The following is a 21,686-nucleotide window of genomic DNA, read 5'->3' on the forward strand; positions in this document are numbered from 1 at the left end:
GGTGTTAGTTTGTACAGTAGTTCTAGCTGCTGCTTGTGCTACTGGAGCTTGTGCAGTTGCTGAAGTTGATTGTACCTTTGCTGCAGTATTAGTTTGTACAGGTGCAGTTGCTACAGCTGCAGTGTTGTTAGTTGAAGCAGTTGCTACTTGTGCGTTGTTAACGTTAGCTACAGCAGTTTGTGCAGTAGTGTTTTGAGCGTTGTTTGCAACGTTTGCTGCAGGAACTTGACTTACGGCAGCCTTAACTGCAGTTAAATCAGCAGTAACTGCGATAGGAGCTTCTTCTTGTACGTCGTCAGCTGAGATCCATTGGTCTCCACCTAAGTTGTACCAAGTTTCACCCTTAACGTTCTTAACTTTCTTGTATGTCTTCCAAGTTGATTCATGTGGTAAGTACTTACCTGTTTGTTGCTTGTTGTCTTCGTAGCTGTTCCAAACTGCAACATTTTCACCAGTCTTGGAATTTACTTTTACAACACCAATTTCTTGTGCTGGTGCTTGAACAGTTGAAGCTTGAGCAGTGTTGTTAAAAGATAATGCATTTAATTTAGCTGCACTTAAAGTTGCAATACCTGCAACAGCGAATGAAGCAGCAGTTGTGAATTTGATTACTTTAGATTTGATAGTCAAGGGTTATTCCTCCATAAAATTCTTTTTTCTCAATTATTAACATAGCTGTCATTAATTAACTAAAAAGTTATGCTATGTGTCTCTTTTTTTAATTGACAATGGTTATTGTAGGAGATCAATATTACAGACCTGTTACAAAGCTAAATCATTGTCATTACATTTAGCTTGTTATCAACCTTTTTCAATATTCAAAACCTATTAATCTTCTAGCTCTTTTACAATTGTATCAAGCTCTTTGGCTACTTCTTCCCAGTTGTCATTATTTAATACATGAGCCTTTTTAGCTAATTCATCGGATAGATGCAAATCACGCTTAAATTCGTAACTGTTTAATCGCTTATCAATTTCACTCACCTTATCTCCGCGTCCTAATAATCTTTTTTTCAAAACTGAAAAGTCAGACACAGTCAAATATATAAAATATACTTGTTGTCCTAGCTTTTCCAAATAAGACTTAACACCATCTGTCTCTATAATTAGAGAAACTAGATCGTTCTTTGTCCAGGCTTTATCTAAGGCTTCTTTACTCGACCCATATTGATATTCTCCATATTTTACATGCTCGAAAAAATGGAGCTTTTTAAAACTTTCATCAGTTTCAAAATAATATGATTTTCCGGGAACTTCGCCCTCTCTCATTGGTCTAGTAGTATGAGTTACTACACGAGGAATGTTATATTTTTCTGTTAAGTACTTTGAGACTGTGGTCTTTCCTACTCCACTTGGACCAGCAATTATGATAATTCTTTGCAAAATATTACTCTCCCGCTTGAAATCGACTATTATATATAATAGTATTTCACTATTGTAAAACATTTCTATACAGAAAAGGGAGTTTTTTAAATGAAAAAAGCTGATGTAAAAATTGGTCAAATTTTAGCTGCTACTTCTGAGGAAGAACTTAAGCATCCTTTTCAAGGAAAAGTAGAAAAGATTTATGAAAATTCTGCTTTGCTAGCTATTACTTCATACGATCCAGAAGATGAATCTTCAGTTAATGAATTAAACAACAAAATGGTGATCAACTTTAAGAACTTGAAGAAAGTAAAATCACCTGCACGTGGAAAAACTGCCGCTACAAATGATGTAAAAATTTCAAAAGTTCAACCAGATAAAGACAAAAAGTCAAAATAAAAGTTAAGCCTATATAATTTTATTTTTTATAAAGGATATCTATCATCATATGAAAAAAAGGCTTCAAACATTTTTATTTTGGTTTATCTTAATTCAGCCATTTTTAGATATTTATTGGCTATCTAGGCCGCCACTTCTAAGATTCTCAATTCCTACCATTTTGCGAGTCTTAGGAGTTTTTATTGCCATTATTTTGTTTTTCAGTATTAAAAATAATTGGCAAAGATTCAAAAAACAATGGTGGATCATTGCTTATATTGCAATATTAGCCATTTATTCTTTCTGTCACTTAATTTCAGTCAAGAATTTTATCGGCGTAGAACCAACTGGTTTTCACTATTCACCTATTGTCGAGATTCTTTATCTTGTACGAGCTTGCTTACCTTTAACAATTTTATACATTACTTCGTATAGTGAATTTAAGCCATACTACTTTTTTAGAGTTATTCAAGCTATCTCGGGCTTATATTCTTTAACAATAGTTATTTCGAATCTTCTTGTTTTTTCCCTAACTTCATATCACACAAGTGAAGCAAAGAGAATTAGTGCTAATATCTTTTCCTGGTTTGATCATACGAATTATCCCTTTAACGCTTTGGCTTCTAAAGGCATCTTCTTTCAAGCCAATACTTTATCGGCTATATTATTTATGATTATGCCAATAATGCTCTATATTCTTTATAAAGAATTCAATCTTCTGAATATAATTTTAGTTAGTGCTCAAGCTTTAGCAATGTTAATGTTAGGAACAAAAGTTGGTAATTTTGGATTAATCATTAGTTTAGTTGCTTTTCTAATCATTTTCTTATTACATAGTTTGATTTTGAAAAACACAAAATTCTCATCCAAGTTTCTAATTACCATGATTTGTATTTTAGCTGCCTCTGCTGCTATCTTCCCTTACAGTCCCACTCTCAGACGTTCTTCTCTTGAAAGTGGAGTAGCTCAAAAGCGTAGTAATCTTGGGAATAAAAACAAGCTTGATCAAGAATTAAACACTGGACTAAAAAGATATCAGGGTCAAAAACAAGAAGAATTTTTAAAAGATTTTATCAAAAAGAACTATTGGGTTTATTCATTAAAACATGATCTAGTTTTAGATCACTATTCATATAAAAATGATCCTTACTTTTGGCTTGAGGTTATGAGAAGACCCGCAAAGGAGCGACTCAATTATCGACATCTTGAACGAGATATCTTAAGTCGCGTCATGAATAATGATAAAAATAAGCTAAATAAGCTTTTTGGTATTTCTTTTAGTCGTGAAAACAATATTTCTCCACTTGAGCGCGATTTTCTCGCTCAATATTACTCAATGGGAATACTAGGGGTACTTCTGCTAGCAGTAATTTACATTATTGTACTTGAATATGGAATCTTTTATTGGCTCGTCAATAAAAAGACAAGAACCTTTTTAAATTCTTCGCTCCTAGCATCGGGAGGATTTATTCTCTTTGCTGCTTTTTATGCAGGAAACGTACTTGAATACCTCTCAGCAACTCTAGTGATGGCATTTATTTTAGGATTTTTATTACAAAATATTCGCTATAGTAGATCTACGAAAGAAATAGTAAGAAAGTGACCATTAAAAAAGGCCTTATTTCGACTTAATCGAAGTAAGGTCTTTTATTTTTCAAAAGCTTTTTATTACTTTAATTCTCTAACAAAAGTACGATCTGGTACTCTAATCAAATAATATTTTGCTGCAGTCTTTCCTGCATGCATTCTTAAACCATTGTACCAATTCTTTTTATAGGTTGCGGTATAAGTAGCCACATAAGCATTTTGATAACGTCCATCAGCTTGTCTTAATTGCTTATCGGAATAAGGAATTGCTGCTGCTTGGACTGACATCGGATTCTTTCCATCAGAAATAGTCGCATAGGTGCTGCTAACTGTTACTCTATTTCCATTACTATAAAAAGTATAAGTCTGAATTGGAGCTTTCTTATTATCGGATCTAGCAGTAACATAATATGAGCGTTTATTACCAGCCGTTAAAATCAACGGTTGGTAGTCCACTCTACTAGATAGAACTTGTTTATTCTCTAAATTTGGATTGTAAAATAAAGTGATGCTAAACATATAGATCGCACCGCATAATAGAATTAAAACTTCTAAAATATCTAGTAAAGTTGTTTTCCATTCAAAACGCTTACGGTCTTTTACAATCATCATTAAGTGACGTTTACGAATATTCTGTACAATAAAGATTAAATATAAAACAAGTATTAACCATGCCAAAATACCTAAAATGTTCCATCCAAGTGTCATAAAGGAGCCTCCATTTTTCTTTAAGTTAAGTATACGGTACTTATGGATGTTTTTAAAACTTTTTTTGATTTGACTTTATTGCAAAAAGTCGCGACAATTAAATATGTAAAAGGTAGTTTTGGTATATATCGTTAGGCAAAACTATGGTAAAAATAGCTTTTTATACAATTACAGGACAAACGCAACGATTCATAAATAAAACGGGTCTTGATGCACATCGAATTGAAGATGCTCATCCTCAATATCAAATGAATGATAAATACATTTTGATTTTACCTTCGTATCAAGATTTTATGATGGATTCCGTTGTTGATTTTTTAACATATAAAGATAATAAAGAGAATCTTCTAGGATTAATTGGATGCGGCAATCGTAACTTTAATGATCTTTTTGCTCAAACAGCCAAAAAAATCTCCGTTACATTACATGTACCAATCCTCTATTTACTTGAACTAAGTGGCAATTCAGCCGACGTCAAAAACGTTCGCCAAATTGTTAAAGAAGCTTGCAAAGAAGAGCACGGCACACAAAAAGATCTCCCAATTCAAAATCCATCTCTTAGCAATATTAATTTCTTAAGGGACTTCAGGCAAAAAATGAATAAAAAAACTTATTACAAAGCAAGTAACTGGAATGCCGTTGAAGATCAAGTAGATCGTGCTGCTTGGGCGAGACTAAACGATATTGTTTACGAACCTCGTCGTGTTCCAATTTATAAAGATCAAGATGAATTTTTTCATCTCCCAAAAAACGAACAAACTATGCTTCTTCATAGTTTCGTCTCTTTAACTCTTTCCTCTACTCTTCAAATGAAAGTGGCACTATCAAAAATTAAAGAAGATGCCGAGAATTCTGATGAAGAAGCAGCTGTATATAATGCATTGCAATATTTAGAATCAATTAATAATAAGGCTTATGGTCATGCTTTAAATGTATTCGCTAGCAAAGAAGAGCAAAATGAATCCTATGAATGGGTACATAATAATCCATACTTACAAAAGAAAATGAAGCTTTTAAATACAGTTTATCAAGCAGAAAACTCTATCCATAAAAAAGCTGCGCATGTTTTTATTTCTACTGGCTTATACCATTCTTCTTTTTTTGGTCCACTTTATTTATTCGGTCAGCACAAATTACCACGAACAGCCGAATTAATTAAGTACGCCCTTCGAATTACAGCTTTAAACGGAATTTATACAGGAATAAAATTTCGCCGTGACTTTTTTAAATTGTCTAAAGAAGAACAAGATACTGTACATAACTGGGTATCCGATTTATGTGACAAATTATACGATAATGAACTCAATCATATAAAACTTCTCTATCATCATACCGGCCTAGAAGATAAAGTAGAACATTACATCCGCTATACCTTAAATAAGGCACTAATGAACTTAGGACAAGAACCAAAATATCCTGAAAATATTGAAATTCTAGATCCTATTCTTATAACAGGTATAATGGATAGTGCAATGATTGAGGATTTCTTCTTTTACACAAACGCGCATCCCATTCTTAAAATGCGTGAAATAAAAAAATAAGGAGTTGAAACTCAACTCCTTATTTTTTTGCTTTCTTAGTTTTGGTTTCAGATTTTTGATAGTTTCGAATAACTTCGATTTTTTCTTCAATCGCCTGAACTAACAATTGACTATACTTATCTGGATCGGCAATTATTTCATCACTTGAGCCTAAAATATCAATTCTAAAATGGGAAACATTTACATATTCAGAAATAGTTTCAAAATAGATATTTACTTCATATTCATCTTCATCATTACAGAAATTGCTAATTTTCTTATAGTTTGCAAATGGAAGATTAATGATATTACTTTCAAGTGCAAAAGTCATTGGTCTTCTTCCACTAATTGCTAATTGAGTTTGAATTAGTGAATCGTGCTTAAAAGCTTGAACAGCTTCACTAATCATTTTGCTTGCAATATTTCTTAATTTTGTTTTAGTTATTTCGCTATATTTGAGAGTTTCAAGATCTTGAAGATAATCTTGTTCTTCAATTTTTTTAGTTATTTCTTCTTGTTTAATTTTCACAATAAAATCCCTTTATGTATCCTTTTTCACTAATAAGATACTCAATAAATCTTCTTCATGCAACTTAAAAAATAAAAAATGCCTAATCAAATTGCAACGCAAAACTAAGTAATTCCATTACTTTAAGCATATCTTCAGGACGCAAATGATCAGCGGGCTTTTCATCAAGCAAACGCATCCTTGAAAAAGTTTGAATTTGAGCTGCATTTACACGACCATGAATATGATATCCGAACAAGTCTAAGTAGGTAGGGAAATGATTGCCGTGGGATGTAATTGGACAAACCATTAGATAATTAGTCTTTTCATTATATGAATTAGACGATACTACTACAGCAGGATGTTTTCCCTTCATTTCTTGTCCAACTGATGGTGAGAAGTCCGCCCACACAATATCTCCTTGTTTAAATTTATTCTTCGGCATGACGTAATTCCTCCATAGCCATATTTTCCCAAGCTTCCCTTTCTGGTCCTGGTACATCTTCAAATTTAGCATCGGAGGTATAAGGATTAGAAATTTTCGGTATTAAGATCAAACTTCCATCAGACTTCTGATGAATTGCATACTCAGTACCCACTTCTACTTTAAAAGAAGCAGGTAGTGAAAAGCCAACTGAATTACCGACTTTTTGAGTTACAATATGATGAATAGATATTTTCATAAGTTTTTACCTCATTAAGTTACTTTCAAGGATATTGTAGTACTAAAAAAGACTAACTTTCAAAAGAAAGCTAGTCTTTTTTTGCGAGAAACATAGAAAAGTATGTCAGGGTCTTTGTTTCACAGCCAAAGTAGCCCATCATCAGCACTTCCCGTGCTTTGACTTCGAAAGTCTAGATGATCTCTGTCAAAGAACGCATCTCGCGTTTTCCTCGACTCGTCGCATCTATTATTATACCAAATTTTTCTTATTTTTTCTATTTTGACGCTTCTTGAAAAAGATTTCTCCAATTAACTGCGCCAACATAAATCCCATCGCTATTGCAATCGTTACAATTGCTACACGTAAGATTAAATCTTCTGCATCAGATAATTGTCCCTCAACCATCGCACGCACAGCCTGATAAGCAGGCACTCCAGGAACAAGTGGTACTACTCCCGGAATATTAAAAACTGTTACTGGGCACTTTTTAATGCGTGCAAACACTAAACCTAGAATTCCCACACACAAGGCACCCAAAAGATTAGAACCTAAACGGCCAACACCAATTCTATTAGCTAACCAATATAAAATCCAACCTGCACTACCGCTAATTCCGCATAAGAATAGTGCACGATGTGGAACGTTAATAATTAACCCAAAACCTACAGAGGCAAGCCAGGCAAACACTATATTAATAATTATTTCTAACCAAAAAGGCATTACATCACACCCCATAACAATTTAATTGCAATACCTATGCCGCCACCTAATGCAATTGCTGTCAAAATTGCTTCCGTAGTTCTCGCCATCCCTGATAATAAGTCTCCACCAAAGAGATCTCTTAATGCATTCGTAATTGCTACTCCTGGCACTAAAGTCATCAAAGAACCAATTAAAATATTATCAACGACAAGCTTAGGGAAGATTTTACATGTCAAAATAGTAATAACACCCATAAATATTGCAGTTACCATCTCGGCTAAAAAACGAATATTAGTATAGCGCTTAATAGCTAAATAAAGTGCATAAGATACACCACCAATTACAGCAGCTGCCGGGAAATCAATCCAATCATAATCATCCATAAACAAGACCATTAAAGTAGGACTTAAAATAGCAGCTCCAATAATTTGAAGCCAAATTGGAAAATCTGGAATAGAGATTGAAACTTGCTTAAGACGATCTTGCAATTCTTTCAGTGTGATTTCCTTAGCTGCAAATTCACGCGATAATTCATTAACACGGTCTACTAATTCTAGATTAATATTTCGCTTCTTAACTTGGGTAACTTGAGTATAGGAATGTTCACCCAGACTCATAAATATTCCAGTTGGCGTTGTAAAACATCTAGCTCCAGCAATACCAGCATTGCGTGCTATTCTCATCATTGTATCCTCAACTCGATAAGTTTCACTGCCACCCTCAATCATTAGTCTACCCGCTTTTAAACAAGTATCTAAAACTTCAGCAACGTAATCTTGACTTACACGCTCTTTATCCATTTCTATCCTCTAATTACTATTCATCTTTTCAATATCAATTGTCTTATCAACCCAATTTCCTCTAAAGAAATCTCTTTCGTGACTGACAATAATTACTCCACCCTTAAATTTAACAATTGCTTTTCTTAAAGAATCTTTTGTAGCAACGTCTAAGTGATTAGTTGGTTCATCCAAAAATAGTAGATTAGATGGCTCAAATTGCATTTTTGCTAATTTAACTTTTTCTTGTTCTCCACCAGATAATTCCTTCAGAGGGCTCATAGCCTGCTGTGCAGTTAATCCCATTCTGGCTAGAGCTTGACGTAATTCTCTAGGACGCAGACGTGGGAATTCTTCCTGTAAATATTGTAAAGGCGTCATATTTTTATTCGGCCAAACTAAGTCTTGCTGGAAATATCCCAATTTTGCAGTCGAAGATAATTCAAAGTTTCCATAAATAGGTTTTAGCTTGCCTAGTAACGTTTTTAATAAAGTAGTCTTTCCAATCCCATTAAATCCCGTCACAGCAACTTTTTCACCATTTCCAACAGAAAAATTAAATGCTGATTTTACTAGTGCTTGGTCATATCCAATTACTAAGTCTTGCGTTTGCAGTAATAAATTAGATGCTGTATCAACATAAGGGAAAATCACATGCGCCTTTTTATTATTTTGCGGTGGTGTTAAAATTTCCATCTTTGCAAGTTGCTTTTCACGAGATTTGGCACTCTTAGATCTGGAACCAGCCTTATTTTTACGAATATATGCTTCTGTCTTTTTAATTTTTCTTTGTTGATTAGCATATGCCTTTAAATAACTTTCACGATCCGCTTCTTTTTGTCTAAGAGCATGTTTCAAGTCGCCTGTATAGCGAGTAATCGTTCCAAAATCTATATCAATAATACAGTTTGTAATTCGACCTAAAAAATCATAATCATGCGATACAACAATAAATGCTCCCTCAAAGTCGTTTAAATAATCAGCCAACCAATCAATATGATTAACATCTAAATAGTTCGTTGGCTCATCTAAGACTAGGACATCAGGATTTTGCAGAAGAAGCTTAGCCAAAATTAATTTTGATCGCTGTCCACCAGAAAGTTTTGCTACATCCTGATCATAACCTAATTCTGCTAACCCTAATCCCGTAGCCACTCGATCAATTTTTGTATCAATATCATAAAATTCTTTCTCTTCAAGTAAAGTTTGTATCTTACCAGCTTTTTCTAATAAAGCGTTATCGCCATTTTCACCATATTTTACATAGAGATCATTTAATTCTTTTTCTTTTTCAAAAAGATCGCTAAAAGCAGTTTGTAAAAATTCTTTAATTCCCATACCTGCTTCAAGTCGAGCATACTGATCTAAATAACCAACGTGAAGCTTATTTTGCCATTTAACCTCACCACTATCTTGAGTGATTTCACCCGTCAAAATTTTAATTAAAGTTGATTTACCAACTCCATTTTGACCAGTTACTCCCATATGATCTTCTTTATTTAAAACAAAATTAGCATCTTCGTATAAAGTTTTATCAATAAATGTTTGACTCAAATTTTTTACTGTTAGTAGACTCATTATTTCCTCTCGTATTGATTATTTATATCGTCTTTATGCTGTTTGTCATATTCTTGCAATGCATTTAATACTTTAGGCCACTGTCTTTTTGGAATGATTAACTGAAGTTTATTATGATAAATAGGAAAGTCACTTGCTTTCATCCCTGTTATTTTAGCTAAATCTTGATCCGTTAAATGATATTTAGCTACAATTGCTTTAATTTCATAAGAAGCATGTCCTCTAAAATATGAAAGAACATAAAAGAATGCCGCAAAAATTCCGGCACTCAACACGGCCATTGGCAAAGAAAAGTGAAAAGTTCTTTGAGCAATAAAAAACACTGCAATAAATGCTATAAGTGCAGAAATTATCCCATAAATAACTGGAAAATACTTATTTTGCTTCATATTTCATCATCCTTTTTATTACATTGATTTTTCAAATATTACATTAAATTTACGCGATTGACGTTTTTGTAAAAAATTGTAAATTTTGTTTTATTTTACTGCAATAATCTTCTTATATAATACAGTTTGTTAAGTAAATTAAAAACGATTTTTTAAATATCACTAGTGTATCACGATTAACATTTAATTATTAGTTAATGCCTCAAAAGGAGTAAATATTTTGACATATAAGAAGGGAACTTCAGTAGTACTTATTGCATTATTAAGCTTAGGCTTTCTTACTAATTCAGTTACTTCACAAGCTGCCGATAAAGATACTAACTTCAACGTATCTAAAAGCCTAGCAGAAAACACAATCAAACCAACTCTTCTTAGTAAAAAGTTTAAAGAAAATAAACTTAAAGAAGACAAGGAAAATAAATTAGCAGATATTAAATTCGAAGAAAAAAGACTTAATGAGCAAAATTATTAATTAGATAACCAAAACTTCACCGACAAGAGTTGAAGTTATCACTTAAAATTACTAAGATAGAATCATCAACAGATATACATAAAAAGCAGTTAGCATTTCGCTAGCTGCTTTTTTATTAGTTACCATCCATAGTATTGGAATCTTTATCATAGATTACATAATTTCTGAAATCGTCTGGATCATTCCAATCTAACCCTTGTTGTAGACTATTCTGTCGTGTTTCTTGATTGCGAAGTTTTTCTTTTTTCAGTCCTAAACTAGTTCTTACTAAATCTGAAACACGTTGTAATTCTTTAGTAGAAGCTACCTGCATAGCTGCTGTACCAATCCAAACATTATGACCATGAATATAGCCACTTTGAATCTTTTGAGTACAATCTCGATAATTCATCGCAATGGAAAGCATATCATCAAAAGTTAAATTAGTTTTAACATATTTAGCAAATACCTTAAGAATCTTACGATAATTAGTAATTGAATTTACTGACATACCTTTGCGAACAATATCGTTAATTACCTGTCTTTGCCGCATCTGACGGCCATAATCGCCTTGAGGATCTTCTTTTCGCATTCGAACATAGTCTAATGCTTCTTTACCGTTTAAATGCTGTTTTCCCTTCTTAAAATACGTGTGATAGGTAAATGTAAATGGCACATTAACGTCTACACCCCCAAGGGCTTCTACCATGCTTTCTAGCGCCTTCATATTAACTTCCATGTAATAGTTAACTGGCGTATTTAAAAGCGCGCTAACCGTTCTTGTAGCTCCTTTACTACCGCCAAGTTGATAAGCTGAATTTGCCCGAAACATGTAGTACTTTCCTTCCCCAGTTCCGTCCCCTTTAATATCAGCTAATAAATCTCTAGGTATCGACGTCATAGTTGCTTCTTTTTTCTGAGGATTCATTGTCGTTAAAATCATCGTATCAGAATTTCCTCGATCATGTCTTCCTTCAATTCCTTGATCAACTCCAAGAATCAAAATTGAGATTGGCTTTTTTTGAGAAATCAATTGCGATGTCTTACCAGTACCACGATAAGCTTGCTGCACTGAACTCATAGCTGAGAAATAGGCATGTGCAAAATACGCAACGCTTCCGCAAACAAGTAGAATTGTTAAGAGACCTACCAGGCGAGCCAAACTATTTCCATCTTTAATGTTTTTTCTATTTGCTGCAAAAACATTATTCCTTTTTAGTTTTTTATTTAGCTTTTTTTGTTCATCAGGTTTCATTAACCTATTAACTCCTCTGCCTACTATTTGCTTTTCATAATACAAAAATCACGATTTATGCGCATTAGTTTCATTATTAAAAAATTTTTATTTTTTAGCAAGCGAAATAATGTTCTATAATGGTGATTAATAAAAATTGTATTACAGAAAGAAGGAAAATATATGTCTCTTCCAACAAGAAACGAAGTATCTGATGATCTAAAATGGGACTTAAGTCGCGTTTTTGAAAATGATCAAGAATGGGAAAAAGAATACCAACAAGTCACAAATGAAATTAAAAATATAAGCAAATATAAGCAAACATTGACCAAATCTGGTAAAGATTTATATGAAGGTATTACTACAATTTTAGCTATAGAACGTCGATTAGAAAAAGTCTATGTTTACGCCACAATGTCAAGTGATGTCGATACCAAAAATAATCACTACCTTGGTTTTATAGCTAAAGTCCAAAGCTTAGCTAGTCAAATGGCAGCTGCAACATCTTTTGTAGATCCTGAAATCTTATCTATTCCAGAAAAAACTCTAGCTAAATTTATACAAGATGAACCTCGCTTAGAAAACTATAGACATCGTCTTGAGCAAATTACCCAAAAACGTCCTCATACCTTGCCTGCAAATGAAGAAAAGATTATTGCTGCCGCAGGAGATGCAATGGGGACATCTGCTAATACGTTTAACGTTTTAACTAATTCTGATATGGAATTTGGCTATGTCCAAGACGAAAACGGTGATATGATTCAACTATCTGATGGTTTATATTCACTTTTGATTCAATCTCAAGACCGTGAAGTACGTAAAAATGCTTTTGATGTTATGTACGCAAGTTATGGTCAATTTGAAAACAGTCTCGCTTCAACTTTATCAGGCGAAGTAAAGGCTCACAATTTTAATGCTCGTGTGCATAAATATAATTCAGCTAGAGAAGCTGCTCTAAGTGAAAATGGTGTTCCAACAGCCGTTTACGATACATTAATTAAAGAAGTAAACAGCCACCTTGACTTACTTCACCGCTACGTTTCACTAAGAAAGAAAATTTTAGGCTTAAAAGATCTTCAAATGTATGATATGTATGTTCCTTTAACAGGAGAGCCACCTCTTTCTTATAATTTTGAAACAGCTAAGGCAGAAGCTAGAAAGGCCTTAGCTCCACTAGGAGAAGACTATTTAAAGCATGTTGATTACATTTTTAATAACCGCGTAATTGACGTAGTTGAAAGTCAAAATAAAGTAACTGGTGCATATTCAGGTGGTGCCTACGATACTGATCCATATGAACTCCTTAACTGGGAAGATAACCTTGATTCACTCTATACTCTAGTTCATGAAACTGGTCACTCTGTCCACTCTTGGTATACAAGAAACACTCAGCCTTATGTCTATGGTGATTATCCAATTTTTGTAGCTGAAATTGCTTCAACTACTAATGAGAATATTTTGACTGAATATTTCTTAGATAATATTACCGATCTTAAGACACGAGCATTTGTTTTGAACCACTATCTCGACTCTTTCAAAGGTACACTCTTCCGTCAAACTCAATTTGCGGAATTTGAGCAATTTATTCATGAAGCTGATGCACAGGGACAACCGTTAACAGCTGATGTACTTGATGAATTTTATGGTAAGTTAAATCAAAGATATTATGGCGATAGCGTTGAACCAGGCGAGGAAATTGCTAAAGAATGGGCACGAATTCCTCACTTCTACTACAACTTCTATGTTTATCAATACGCAACTGGTTTTGCGACTGCAACTGCACTTGCTAATAAGGTTGTTCATGGTACTGACCAAGAACGTGACGTTTATATTAATTTCTTAAAATCTGGCTCTTCAGATTACCCAACAGAAATTATGAAACGAGCTGGCGTTGATATGACTAAGGCTGACTACTTGAGGGATGCTTTTGATACTTTTGAAAAACGTCTTAATGAATTTGAAAAAATTATAGATGAATTAAACGCTGAAAAATAAGATTCACATTTAACATAGAAAAAGCTGGTAGATTTTATTTCTACCAGCTTTTTCGTTAGCTATTTTATTTTATACATACCGACGATCTTTTCTAGCTCTTTATCAGAAATCAGTTTCAAAGTACTGCCATTATTCATTAGTTTCGCCCTATCCTAATCAAAATATATATGATAAAAGTCATAAAATTTATCATCTTTCTTAGGTTTAAAATTACAGAGAAAAAGAATATAAAGTCTCGATAAACAAAAAGATTAAATATGAGGTTAAGAACTTTTTTATTACACTAGCTTAGCAAACAAACCACCTAAATAAAGAAATACACAAGTAATTAACAAGTATAAGCTTCCCCACTTAGCGGTTTCTTTTAGAATTTTTCCTTCTAAGCCTTCTTTATTAATCGCACCAGTAGCTACTGCAATATTCTGAGGTGACAGCATCCCTGCCGTAGCTCCTGTCATGTTTGATGCTACAATCCAGTACTTGCTTACACCCAAAGATTGAGCAGCTGAGTATTGTAAATTACCAAACAAGACATTAGCTGAAGTAGCAGAACCTGTTAAGAATGTTCCAAGCGCTCCAATTAACGGTGCAAATAATGGGTAAGCTGGTCCAAGCAAACTTACTAAGGCCAAAGCCAAAGCATTCGTCATCCCCGCATAAACCATTACTTTAGCTAAACCAACAATTGCACACACAGTAATAGTCGTCATGCCAATTGTCTTTAAAACTTTAACCAAAATTTTGAACATTTTATTAAAGCTCAATCCCTGAATTTTTCCACCAATTAAGCCAGCTAATAAAATCAACGTTCCTGGAGATGATAGCCAGTTAATTGGTAAATCATTAGGATTCTTTCCTAAATAAATATGTAAATGGGTAGTTACACTAGTTAAAAAGTTATTCACAGGTGGACAAAGTGAAGAAGCAAGTAATACAAAAATAAAGACTAGGATAAATGGTGAACAAGCCTTTATAATCTCGCTAATACTTTCATTTTCTACTTCTTCTACTGCACCAGTCTTTCGCTTCGTGAGCCACACCGTAATCAAAATTGAAAACAATGAACCAACTAAAGCTGGAAGTTCTGCACCTGTAAACTTAGCAATAATGACTTGCGGAATCGCCATTCCAAGTCCTGACATCAAAGTAATAAAGCCTATCCCCTTAAATGCCTTAATACTCTTTTCAGTAAGAAATACCAGAATAAACGGTACTAAAATCACTAAAACAACTAATTGCAAAGTTACAATAAATCCTAATCGCACATCATTAAGATTAGTTACTTCAGCTAACGTCAGAACCGGCAAGCCAATTGCTCCAAAGGCCGTTGCTGTACTATTAGCAACTAAGCAAATCACAGAGGCTTGAATTGGCTCTAAACCTAATGAAATCAAAATTCCAGCACAAATTGCCACTGCTGTACCAAAGCCAGCAATAGATTCAAGAAATCCACCAAAACCCCAAGCAATTATTAACACTAGAATTCTTTTGTCAGTCGTAATTGACGACAGCAATTTTTCAATCGTCTGCATACTGCCTGATTCAGTCGTAATCTGGTAGACAAACAGTGCCGCCAGAATTACATACATAATCGGCCAAATTCCCATGATAATGCCTTCTAATGCTCCTGATAAGGTATTAAGTACCGGTTGCTTAAACAGTAAAACTGCGTCCGCAATTGTAATAATTAAGCCAATTACGCAAGCTCTTGAAGCGGACATTCCAATTATTCCGAGCGAAATTATTAACCATAAAATTGGTAATAATGCCCATAAGAAATTTATCCACATAGTTTTCCTCATTTAAAAAAGTAATACTGTTTAATTTTATCGTTTTTCCACATTTTAGGGAAATTTAAAAACAAAAACCTACAAAAGCATTTTCTACTCTTGTAGGTTTTAAATCTGATTACTATTTCTTAATGGCGTGAATACCATAAACTAATAAATAAATTCCAACTTCAATAATCGAAATGAAAAATGTAACAGGCAAATTAGTTATATAGCCCAAAACTAACCCCGTCCAAACTCCAAACAAGGCAATTCCAATTGACCAGCAAAGCATGGCTAGAATAGTTTTACCTAAATAACGTGCACTGGAAGACGGTAAAGTTAGTAAAATAAATACTAACAATGAACCAACAACTTGCGCACCAATCGAAACAGCTAGAGCCAAGGCTATTAAGAATACTACTGAGACTAAACTAGTATTAATATGATGACTAACAGCTCCAACATGGTCGAATGAATCATAATTTAATTGTCTTAAAACTAAGAAAATTATTGCTAATACAAAGAGAGAAAGAACAACTAGTTGAATAACTCCGTCTCTATCAACTCCAATAATTGAACCAAATAAGATGTTAGTCGCATATCGACTATTACCACCGGCAATGGCTAAAAATAGTACACCCAAGCCGATAAACAAGGCTGAAATCGCACTAATTGCGGATTCTTTCTGATCACTTCTCATGGATAATTCGCCAACACTGATTGAGCCAAGCAAAGTAAAAAGAACCATGCCCCAGAGTGGAACCCAACCAATCCAAACCGCAAAAGCAGCTCCGGCAAAACCAATTTCTGAAAGAGTGTGAGCTAAGAATGAAAAACTTCTAGCTACAACATATACACCCACTATTCCACAGGTAATAGCAATAAAGGTACTGGCTAGAAATGCATAGCGCATAAAATCATATGCAAACATTATTCTTCACCCACCTCTTCATTTAGATCCTTAATTTTTCCAGCAACTAAGCCTTTATCTTTAAATAAAAGATAATCTTTCATGTATTTCTTAGCTAGAGGAATGTCATGAGTTGTAAACAAAACAGTCATTGCGTGTTTTTCATTTAAATGCTTAATTAATGACATTAACTCTTCTTTAGCGACTGGATCTAAGCTAGCTGTTGCCTCGTCCAAAATAATAAAGTCTGGCTTATCCAACAAAGCTTGAGCTAAATATGCACGCTGCTTTTGACCTCCGGAAGCTTCGCCCATCCTAGTATTTTGAATATCTAGTAAATGAGTCTCTTTTAAAATTTGATTTACTCTTGCCTTTACCCGAGCGTTCTTAAATAAAGGAGTATTAAGTTCTACAAAAGCCCGAATTGAGAGAGGATAATCAGCATCTAGATTTCTAAATTGAGGTACATAACCAATTTCTGTATCTGGCGCAAATTTAAACGATCCTGTCGTTGGTTGTAACATTCCCATCAAAATTCTAATCAAAGTTGTTTTTCCTGTACCATTTGCACCAAGTAGAGCTGTCATTGACCCCTTAGATAGAATAAAATTTAAGTCTTTAAAAATCACCTTATCCTCAAATTTCATCCCCAAGTCTTTAACTGTTAATATATCAGTCATATCACTACTCCTCTTCTTCTAATAAACTAATCCTATTTAATTATTTTGAATATCAGCTAGTTTTTGATAATTTTCTTTCATCCAAGCTAAGTAAGTAGTGTTATTAGGAATAGTTTCCCGCACATCTAAAACTGGAATATTGTTCTTTTTTGCAAGTTTCACAAAAGACTTAACTGTGGAGCTACTTGCCTGAGTGTTATTAACAAAAAAGGCAATCTTCTTTTCTTTAATAGCATTATTCATTTCGTTAATTGTCTTAGGACTAGGATCTGTACCATTTTCAATAGCTTCTTCAAATTTCTTGTCGCCTATTTTATAACCAGCTTCTTGTAAAGCATAGTCAAAGACTGGTTCACTAACAAAAACTGATTTTTGATCACCCTTATTAGCTTTAACTAGCTTTTTAATTTTATCAATCTTAGCTAAGTATTTTTCGCCATTTTCCTTAAAATAAGTGGCATGCTTCTTATCCAACTTAGATAATCGTTTAACTAAATAATCAACATACTTAGTTGGCATATCTAAATTGTACCAAATATGCGGATTATCACCGCTCTTTAGTCCCATCAAGTCTTCACCAACTAAGACGGGCTTTTTATCAACAGACCTCGCTAGCTTATTCATCCACGAATCATAACCTAACCCATTTGCAACGATAATATTTGCTTGAGCTACCTTTTTAGCATCTGCTGTTGTTGGATCAAAATCGTGTGGATCAACGCTGCTTTTATCGATAATTGCAGTCGCTGTACCATATTTTCCAACAATATTTTTAGCTATATCTGAATAGACATTAGTTGTTGTAACTATCGAAATTTTATCTGATTGACTAGTAGAGTTCTGCTTATTCGAACATCCTACCATTATCAATGATAGGAGGGTTACTAACCCCATAATAGAAATGAATTTTGTAATTTTAGATTTAAAATTTTGCATAAATATCCTCCTGTGCAAAATAAAAAAGCATTAAGTTAGAAAATTCAGCATAAGTTCTAACTTAAAGTTAGACTAAGCTACTTTTTTTATTATGTCAACCATTTTATAGATAGACAAATAGCATCAAGACGTCTCAGACTTGATGCTACCAATAAGTGTAAATAATAAAAATTTTGCTGAATTCTTAATTTAATGCTTTTCTAAAATTACATCTTTATATAAACATATTTTTATATGTTTGTCAAAGAGGTTCAGAAAAAATACCCAAAGTTATTGTAATTATTCAAGCTTTTAAACTAAAAATCTTCGTTAACATGCCGTCTCAAGACATCTAAAATCTTAATAACGTGCTTGTCCTCTAGGCTATAGTACCGCTCCTGCTTAACTTGCTCACTCTTAACTAGCTTAGCCTCTTCTAAGATTCTCAAGTGCCTAGAAATAGCTGGCTGACTAACATCAAACTGTTTTACCAAGTTATTTACACTGCTTTTTTGATTGTCATTTAAGTAATAAAGAATTTGAATTCGAATGGGATGATTTAAAGCTCTAGTAACTCGAATAATTTGATCGTCCAACTTGTTCACCTATCTCAACTTACATTTAATTATGAGAGTAACTCAAGAATTTTCTTTTGCACACTTGACTCTTCACTAGATCCAATGATTTGATTAGCAGCTTTCTTTGCATCCGGAAGAGCAGTAGCCGTAGCAAAGCTGGTACCTGCAAACTTAAGCATACCAACATCATTACCACTATCACCAAATGTTACCATTTCACTAGATTTAATCTTAAGTTTTTTACCTAAATATTCTAAACCTACAGCTTTATTCATTCCTTTAGTCTGCATATCAATAGCAGTACTTGCACCTGAGACAAAACCAATCTGTGGATAATCTTCTCTAAGTTTATCTAAGACCTTAGGCATCTCATCTTCTGGAACACGAAGACTTACTTTAAAAATACGATCGTCTATATCGTTAAAGCTATCAACAACTTGAATTTTCTTAACGTACTTTTTTAGATCTTCCGCAAATTCTTTTCCACTGCTTTTTTCAACATATGCACTAGTTACACCAGCTACAATAGCCTTATATGGTAAGTTTTCCACAATTTCAAGCATGGTTTGATAATCTTCGTCAGATAAATCAGATATTTGAAGAATTTCATTTCCATGAGCTACTAAGGCACCATTTTCAGCCACAAAGTACATATGCTTATTAGCTTTTGGAAAACGATCGAGGATATTTTCATACTGATTACCACTAGCAATAACAAATTTAATATCACGATCCTGCATAATTTGAAATTCTTTTTCAAAGAGTTCCTTATCATAAGTCTTATCTTCTCTTAGCCAAGTACCATCCATATCAGTTGCAATAAGCTTAATCATTTTCAGTCTCACTTTCCACTTTTATTATCCACACTCCACTATACTAAAAAACGCCACCCGGAGGTAGCGTTTTTCATAAAACTATTTTATTCAACTAGTTTAATCCTTTTTAATTAATTATTTTTATTCATCTGGGTCTTCAGAAACAGGTTTCTTCCAGAAACTCATAATTAGACCAGCTACAATAGACCCAACAATTGTAGCAACGAAGTAAAGTAAAATGTGGTTAGATAATGGTGATACCCATAGTCCTCCGTGAGGAGCTGGTACTTGAATATGCCATAATCCAACAAGTAAACCACCAACTGCTGAACCAATTACGCAGGAAGGAATTACACGACCTGGGTCAGCTGCGGCAAATGGAATAGCACCTTCAGTAATGAATGAGAAACCTAAAATCCAGTTTGACACACCAGCACGACGCTCTTCCTTAGTGTAACGTTTCTTAAAGAAAGTAGTACCAATTGCAGTAGCAAATGGAGGAACCATACCACCAACCATAACAGCTGCCATCATAACTGCAGCAGTTGCAGAATGTGGGTCGTTAGCAAAGGCACCTGAAGCAAAGACATAAGCAGCCTTGTTGAAAGGACCACCCATATCGATAGCCATCATACCAGCTAAGATCATTGTCAAAATTACAAGGTTACCAGTACCCATACTGTTCAAGAAGTGGGTAATAGCAAAGTTAACTGAACTAAAGATTGGGTTGATGATGTAGAACATAATCAAAGCAATGAACAGCAAGCCCAAAATTGGGTAAAGCAACATTGGTTTCATACCTTCTACTGATTTTGGAAGTTTAGCAAATAACTTCTTCAATCCAATCATAATATATCCAGCAATGAAACCTGCAGCGATACCACCTAAGAATCCAGCTGGAGATACAGCATGGGCTTGTGCATTAACTTGTAACCCATTAGTACCGTTAACAATGGCTGCCATGTATCCACCAACAAATCCTGGCATCAAGGCAGGTAAGTCGCCGATTGATTCAGCAATATAAGCAGCTAATACAGGAACCATAAATGCAAAGGCTAAGTTACCAGCACTGTTTAAGAAAATAAATGCAGGATTCTTAGCACCACCAGCCATATAGTTTTCAACTATAAATGAGATGGCCATTAAGATACCACCACCGATAACGAATGGAAGCATGTGGCTAATACCACTCATTAAGTTCTTGTAAATAGATGCCCACAAACCTTGTTTTTCTTTTGCATCATTATCGCTAGAACTTGCACTGCTATCAGCATGATAAATTGGAGCCTTGTTTTCTAAGATATCTTCAATCAATTCTTTTGGATGATTAATACCATCTACAACAGGCTTCATAACAAGTTCTTTTCCGTTGAAACGTGGCATATCAACTTTTTTATCAGAAGCAATGATGACACCTTTTGCTCGCTTAATTTCTTCTGGAGTAAGCTTATCCTTTACACCTTCAGACCCATTCGTTTCAATACGAACATCAACGCCTAATTTTTTACCAGCCTTGATTAAAGCCTCTTGAGCCATGTAGGTGTGTGCAATACCATTGATACATGCAGTAACACCGACAATTAAAGGCTTTTGTTCGCTAGTAGGCTTAGCTGCTTCTTTTGCAGCTTCTGCCTTTCTCTTTTCGGCATCGGCCTTATCTTGAGCATCCTTTTCAGCTTCAGCCTTTTTAAAGATATCAATAACTTCTTCTGGTGTAGTTGCTGCCTTTAAAGCATTAACAACATCTGGGTTAATTAATAAACTTGATAACTTAGCTAAAGCTTGTAAGTGTGTGTTATCAGCACCGGCTGGTGCAGTAATCATAAAGAATAAATGAACTGGTTGTCCATCAAGAGCTTTATAATCAATTCCTTTAGGACTTTTTGCAAATAAAACAGCAGCACGATTAATGTACTTGTTTCTTGCGTGTGGCATGGCGATTCCTTCACCAATACCCGTTGTTGATTCTTTTTCACGAGCCCAAATTGATTTAATGAATTCATCTTCGTTATTTACAACACCTTGCTTTACTTCAAGATCAGCCATTTCTTTAATAGCTTCTTCTTGAGTAGTAGCCTTCAGATCCATAATCATTAAATCAGGACTTAAAAGATCTTCAATTTTCATGAAAATAACTCCCTACCCTAACTGTATTAT

The 21,686-nt window shown here is 34.0% G+C and carries 22 protein-coding genes and 2 pseudogenes; 6 read left to right on the plus strand and 18 right to left on the minus strand.

What is annotated here, in order from left to right; translation table 11 throughout:
- Together FD18_RS10070 and FD18_RS03355 are read right to left on the minus strand one after the other, a co-directional pair.
- Nucleotides 1-630: pseudogene (locus FD18_RS10070) on the minus strand (SLAP domain-containing protein); the annotation flags it as partial.
- A 198-nt stretch (nucleotides 631-828) separates the two neighbouring features.
- Nucleotides 829-1,383, minus strand: a complete 555-nt coding sequence (locus tag FD18_RS03355) for a guanylate kinase (protein ID WP_057718603.1) — start codon at nucleotides 1,381-1,383, stop codon at nucleotides 829-831.
- A 90-nt stretch (nucleotides 1,384-1,473) separates the two neighbouring features.
- On the opposite strand from FD18_RS03355, the gene FD18_RS03360 reads away from it, so the two are divergent.
- Both FD18_RS03360 and FD18_RS03365 read left to right on the plus strand, forming a co-directional pair.
- On the plus strand, nucleotides 1,474-1,764 hold the full coding sequence (locus FD18_RS03360) for a DUF2187 domain-containing protein (RefSeq protein WP_057718604.1): 291 nt from the start codon (nucleotides 1,474-1,476) through the stop codon (nucleotides 1,762-1,764).
- 49 nt (nucleotides 1,765-1,813) lie between these two features.
- Nucleotides 1,814-3,346, plus strand: coding sequence for an O-antigen ligase family protein (locus FD18_RS03365; RefSeq protein WP_057718605.1), 1,533 nt, complete (start codon nucleotides 1,814-1,816; stop codon nucleotides 3,344-3,346).
- Between the two features lie 65 nt (nucleotides 3,347-3,411).
- Here FD18_RS03365 and FD18_RS03370 read toward each other — a convergent pair whose 3' ends face one another.
- Nucleotides 3,412-4,038: an LVIS_2131 family protein gene (locus FD18_RS03370; protein ID WP_057718606.1), complete on the minus strand. Its 627-nt coding sequence runs from the start codon at nucleotides 4,036-4,038 to the stop codon at nucleotides 3,412-3,414.
- A gap of 143 nt (nucleotides 4,039-4,181) precedes the next feature.
- Here FD18_RS03370 and nrdI point away from each other — a divergent pair.
- Both nrdI and FD18_RS03375 read left to right on the plus strand, forming a co-directional pair.
- Nucleotides 4,182-4,535 (plus strand): annotated as a pseudogene (gene nrdI / locus FD18_RS09920) (class Ib ribonucleoside-diphosphate reductase assembly flavoprotein NrdI); the annotation flags it as partial.
- A 99-nt stretch (nucleotides 4,536-4,634) separates the two neighbouring features.
- Complete coding sequence (locus tag FD18_RS03375; protein WP_057718705.1) at nucleotides 4,635-5,579, plus strand: ribonucleotide-diphosphate reductase subunit beta; 945 nt, start codon at nucleotides 4,635-4,637, stop codon at nucleotides 5,577-5,579.
- Between the two features lie 19 nt (nucleotides 5,580-5,598).
- Here the strand turns inward: FD18_RS03375 and FD18_RS03380 are convergent, their stop codons facing one another.
- From FD18_RS03380 to FD18_RS03410, 7 genes are all read right to left on the minus strand, one after another.
- Nucleotides 5,599-6,087: a hypothetical protein gene (locus FD18_RS03380; RefSeq protein ID WP_057718609.1), complete on the minus strand. Its 489-nt coding sequence runs from the start codon at nucleotides 6,085-6,087 to the stop codon at nucleotides 5,599-5,601.
- 82 nt (nucleotides 6,088-6,169) lie between these two features.
- Entirely contained in the window at nucleotides 6,170-6,511 is a 342-nt protein-coding gene (locus tag FD18_RS03385; protein ID WP_057718610.1) for a type II toxin-antitoxin system PemK/MazF family toxin, read from the minus strand.
- On the minus strand, nucleotides 6,498-6,749 hold the full coding sequence (gene mazE / locus FD18_RS03390; RefSeq protein ID WP_057718611.1) for a type II toxin-antitoxin system PemI/MazE family antitoxin: 252 nt from the start codon (nucleotides 6,747-6,749) through the stop codon (nucleotides 6,498-6,500). The genes FD18_RS03385 and mazE overlap by 14 nt, the downstream gene beginning before the upstream one ends.
- 231 nt (nucleotides 6,750-6,980) lie before the next feature.
- Nucleotides 6,981-7,451 (minus strand): threonine/serine exporter family protein, encoded by a 471-nt coding sequence (locus FD18_RS03395; RefSeq protein WP_057718612.1) that lies wholly within the window; start codon nucleotides 7,449-7,451, stop codon nucleotides 6,981-6,983.
- Nucleotides 7,451-8,233, minus strand: coding sequence for a threonine/serine exporter family protein (locus tag FD18_RS03400; protein WP_057718613.1), 783 nt, complete (start codon nucleotides 8,231-8,233; stop codon nucleotides 7,451-7,453). Before FD18_RS03400 ends, FD18_RS03395 begins: the two co-directional genes overlap by 1 nt.
- A 9-nt stretch (nucleotides 8,234-8,242) precedes the next feature.
- Nucleotides 8,243-9,790 (minus strand): ABC-F family ATP-binding cassette domain-containing protein, encoded by a 1,548-nt coding sequence (locus FD18_RS03405; RefSeq protein WP_057718614.1) that lies wholly within the window; start codon nucleotides 9,788-9,790, stop codon nucleotides 8,243-8,245.
- Nucleotides 9,790-10,179, minus strand: coding sequence for a hypothetical protein (locus FD18_RS03410; protein WP_057718615.1), 390 nt, complete (start codon nucleotides 10,177-10,179; stop codon nucleotides 9,790-9,792). The genes FD18_RS03405 and FD18_RS03410 overlap by 1 nt, the downstream gene beginning before the upstream one ends.
- Before the next feature lie 220 nt (nucleotides 10,180-10,399).
- Between FD18_RS03410 and FD18_RS03415 the strand changes: the two genes are divergently transcribed.
- Nucleotides 10,400-10,651, plus strand: a complete 252-nt coding sequence (locus FD18_RS03415) for a hypothetical protein (protein ID WP_057718617.1) — start codon at nucleotides 10,400-10,402, stop codon at nucleotides 10,649-10,651.
- Nucleotides 10,652-10,766: 115 nt separating this feature from the next.
- Here FD18_RS03415 and FD18_RS03420 read toward each other — a convergent pair whose 3' ends face one another.
- The gene (locus tag FD18_RS03420) at nucleotides 10,767-11,885 is read right to left on the minus strand and encodes an LCP family glycopolymer transferase (protein ID WP_057718619.1); all 1,119 of its coding nucleotides are present in this window, start codon (nucleotides 11,883-11,885) and stop codon (nucleotides 10,767-10,769) included.
- Nucleotides 11,886-12,047: 162 nt separating this feature from the next.
- Here FD18_RS03420 and pepF point away from each other — a divergent pair, with 162 nt between their 5' ends.
- A complete protein-coding gene (gene pepF, locus FD18_RS03425) occupies nucleotides 12,048-13,859 on the plus strand; it encodes an oligoendopeptidase F (protein ID WP_057718621.1) in 1,812 nt (603 codons plus the stop codon).
- Nucleotides 13,860-14,137: 278 nt separating this feature from the next.
- Here pepF and FD18_RS03430 read toward each other — a convergent pair whose 3' ends face one another.
- The 7 genes from FD18_RS03430 to FD18_RS03460 all read right to left on the minus strand — a co-directional run bounded on the left by FD18_RS03430 (nucleotide 14,138) and on the right by FD18_RS03460 (nucleotide 21,656).
- Nucleotides 14,138-15,649, minus strand: a complete 1,512-nt coding sequence (locus FD18_RS03430; protein ID WP_057718623.1) for an L-lactate permease — start codon at nucleotides 15,647-15,649, stop codon at nucleotides 14,138-14,140.
- Between the two features lie 121 nt (nucleotides 15,650-15,770).
- Nucleotides 15,771-16,562: a metal ABC transporter permease gene (locus FD18_RS03435; protein WP_057718624.1), complete on the minus strand. Its 792-nt coding sequence runs from the start codon at nucleotides 16,560-16,562 to the stop codon at nucleotides 15,771-15,773.
- The gene (locus tag FD18_RS03440; RefSeq protein ID WP_057718625.1) at nucleotides 16,562-17,221 is read right to left on the minus strand and encodes a metal ABC transporter ATP-binding protein; all 660 of its coding nucleotides are present in this window, start codon (nucleotides 17,219-17,221) and stop codon (nucleotides 16,562-16,564) included. The genes FD18_RS03435 and FD18_RS03440 overlap by 1 nt, the downstream gene beginning before the upstream one ends.
- Nucleotides 17,222-17,257: 36 nt before the next feature.
- Nucleotides 17,258-18,157, minus strand: a complete 900-nt coding sequence (locus FD18_RS03445; RefSeq protein ID WP_057718626.1) for a metal ABC transporter solute-binding protein, Zn/Mn family — start codon at nucleotides 18,155-18,157, stop codon at nucleotides 17,258-17,260.
- A gap of 296 nt (nucleotides 18,158-18,453) precedes the next feature.
- On the minus strand, nucleotides 18,454-18,732 hold the full coding sequence (locus FD18_RS03450) for an ArsR/SmtB family transcription factor (RefSeq protein WP_057718627.1): 279 nt from the start codon (nucleotides 18,730-18,732) through the stop codon (nucleotides 18,454-18,456).
- A 29-nt stretch (nucleotides 18,733-18,761) separates the two neighbouring features.
- Nucleotides 18,762-19,547 (minus strand): Cof-type HAD-IIB family hydrolase, encoded by a 786-nt coding sequence (locus tag FD18_RS03455; RefSeq protein ID WP_057718628.1) that lies wholly within the window; start codon nucleotides 19,545-19,547, stop codon nucleotides 18,762-18,764.
- Between the two features lie 123 nt (nucleotides 19,548-19,670).
- The gene (locus FD18_RS03460) at nucleotides 19,671-21,656 is read right to left on the minus strand and encodes a PTS fructose transporter subunit IIABC (RefSeq protein WP_057718629.1); all 1,986 of its coding nucleotides are present in this window, start codon (nucleotides 21,654-21,656) and stop codon (nucleotides 19,671-19,673) included.
- Nucleotides 21,657-21,686 lie beyond the last annotated feature (30 nt).

The sequence above is a fragment of the Lactobacillus taiwanensis DSM 21401 genome (assembly GCF_001436695.1).
In the GTDB taxonomy this organism is placed as follows: Bacteria; Bacillota; Bacilli; order Lactobacillales; family Lactobacillaceae; genus Lactobacillus; species Lactobacillus taiwanensis.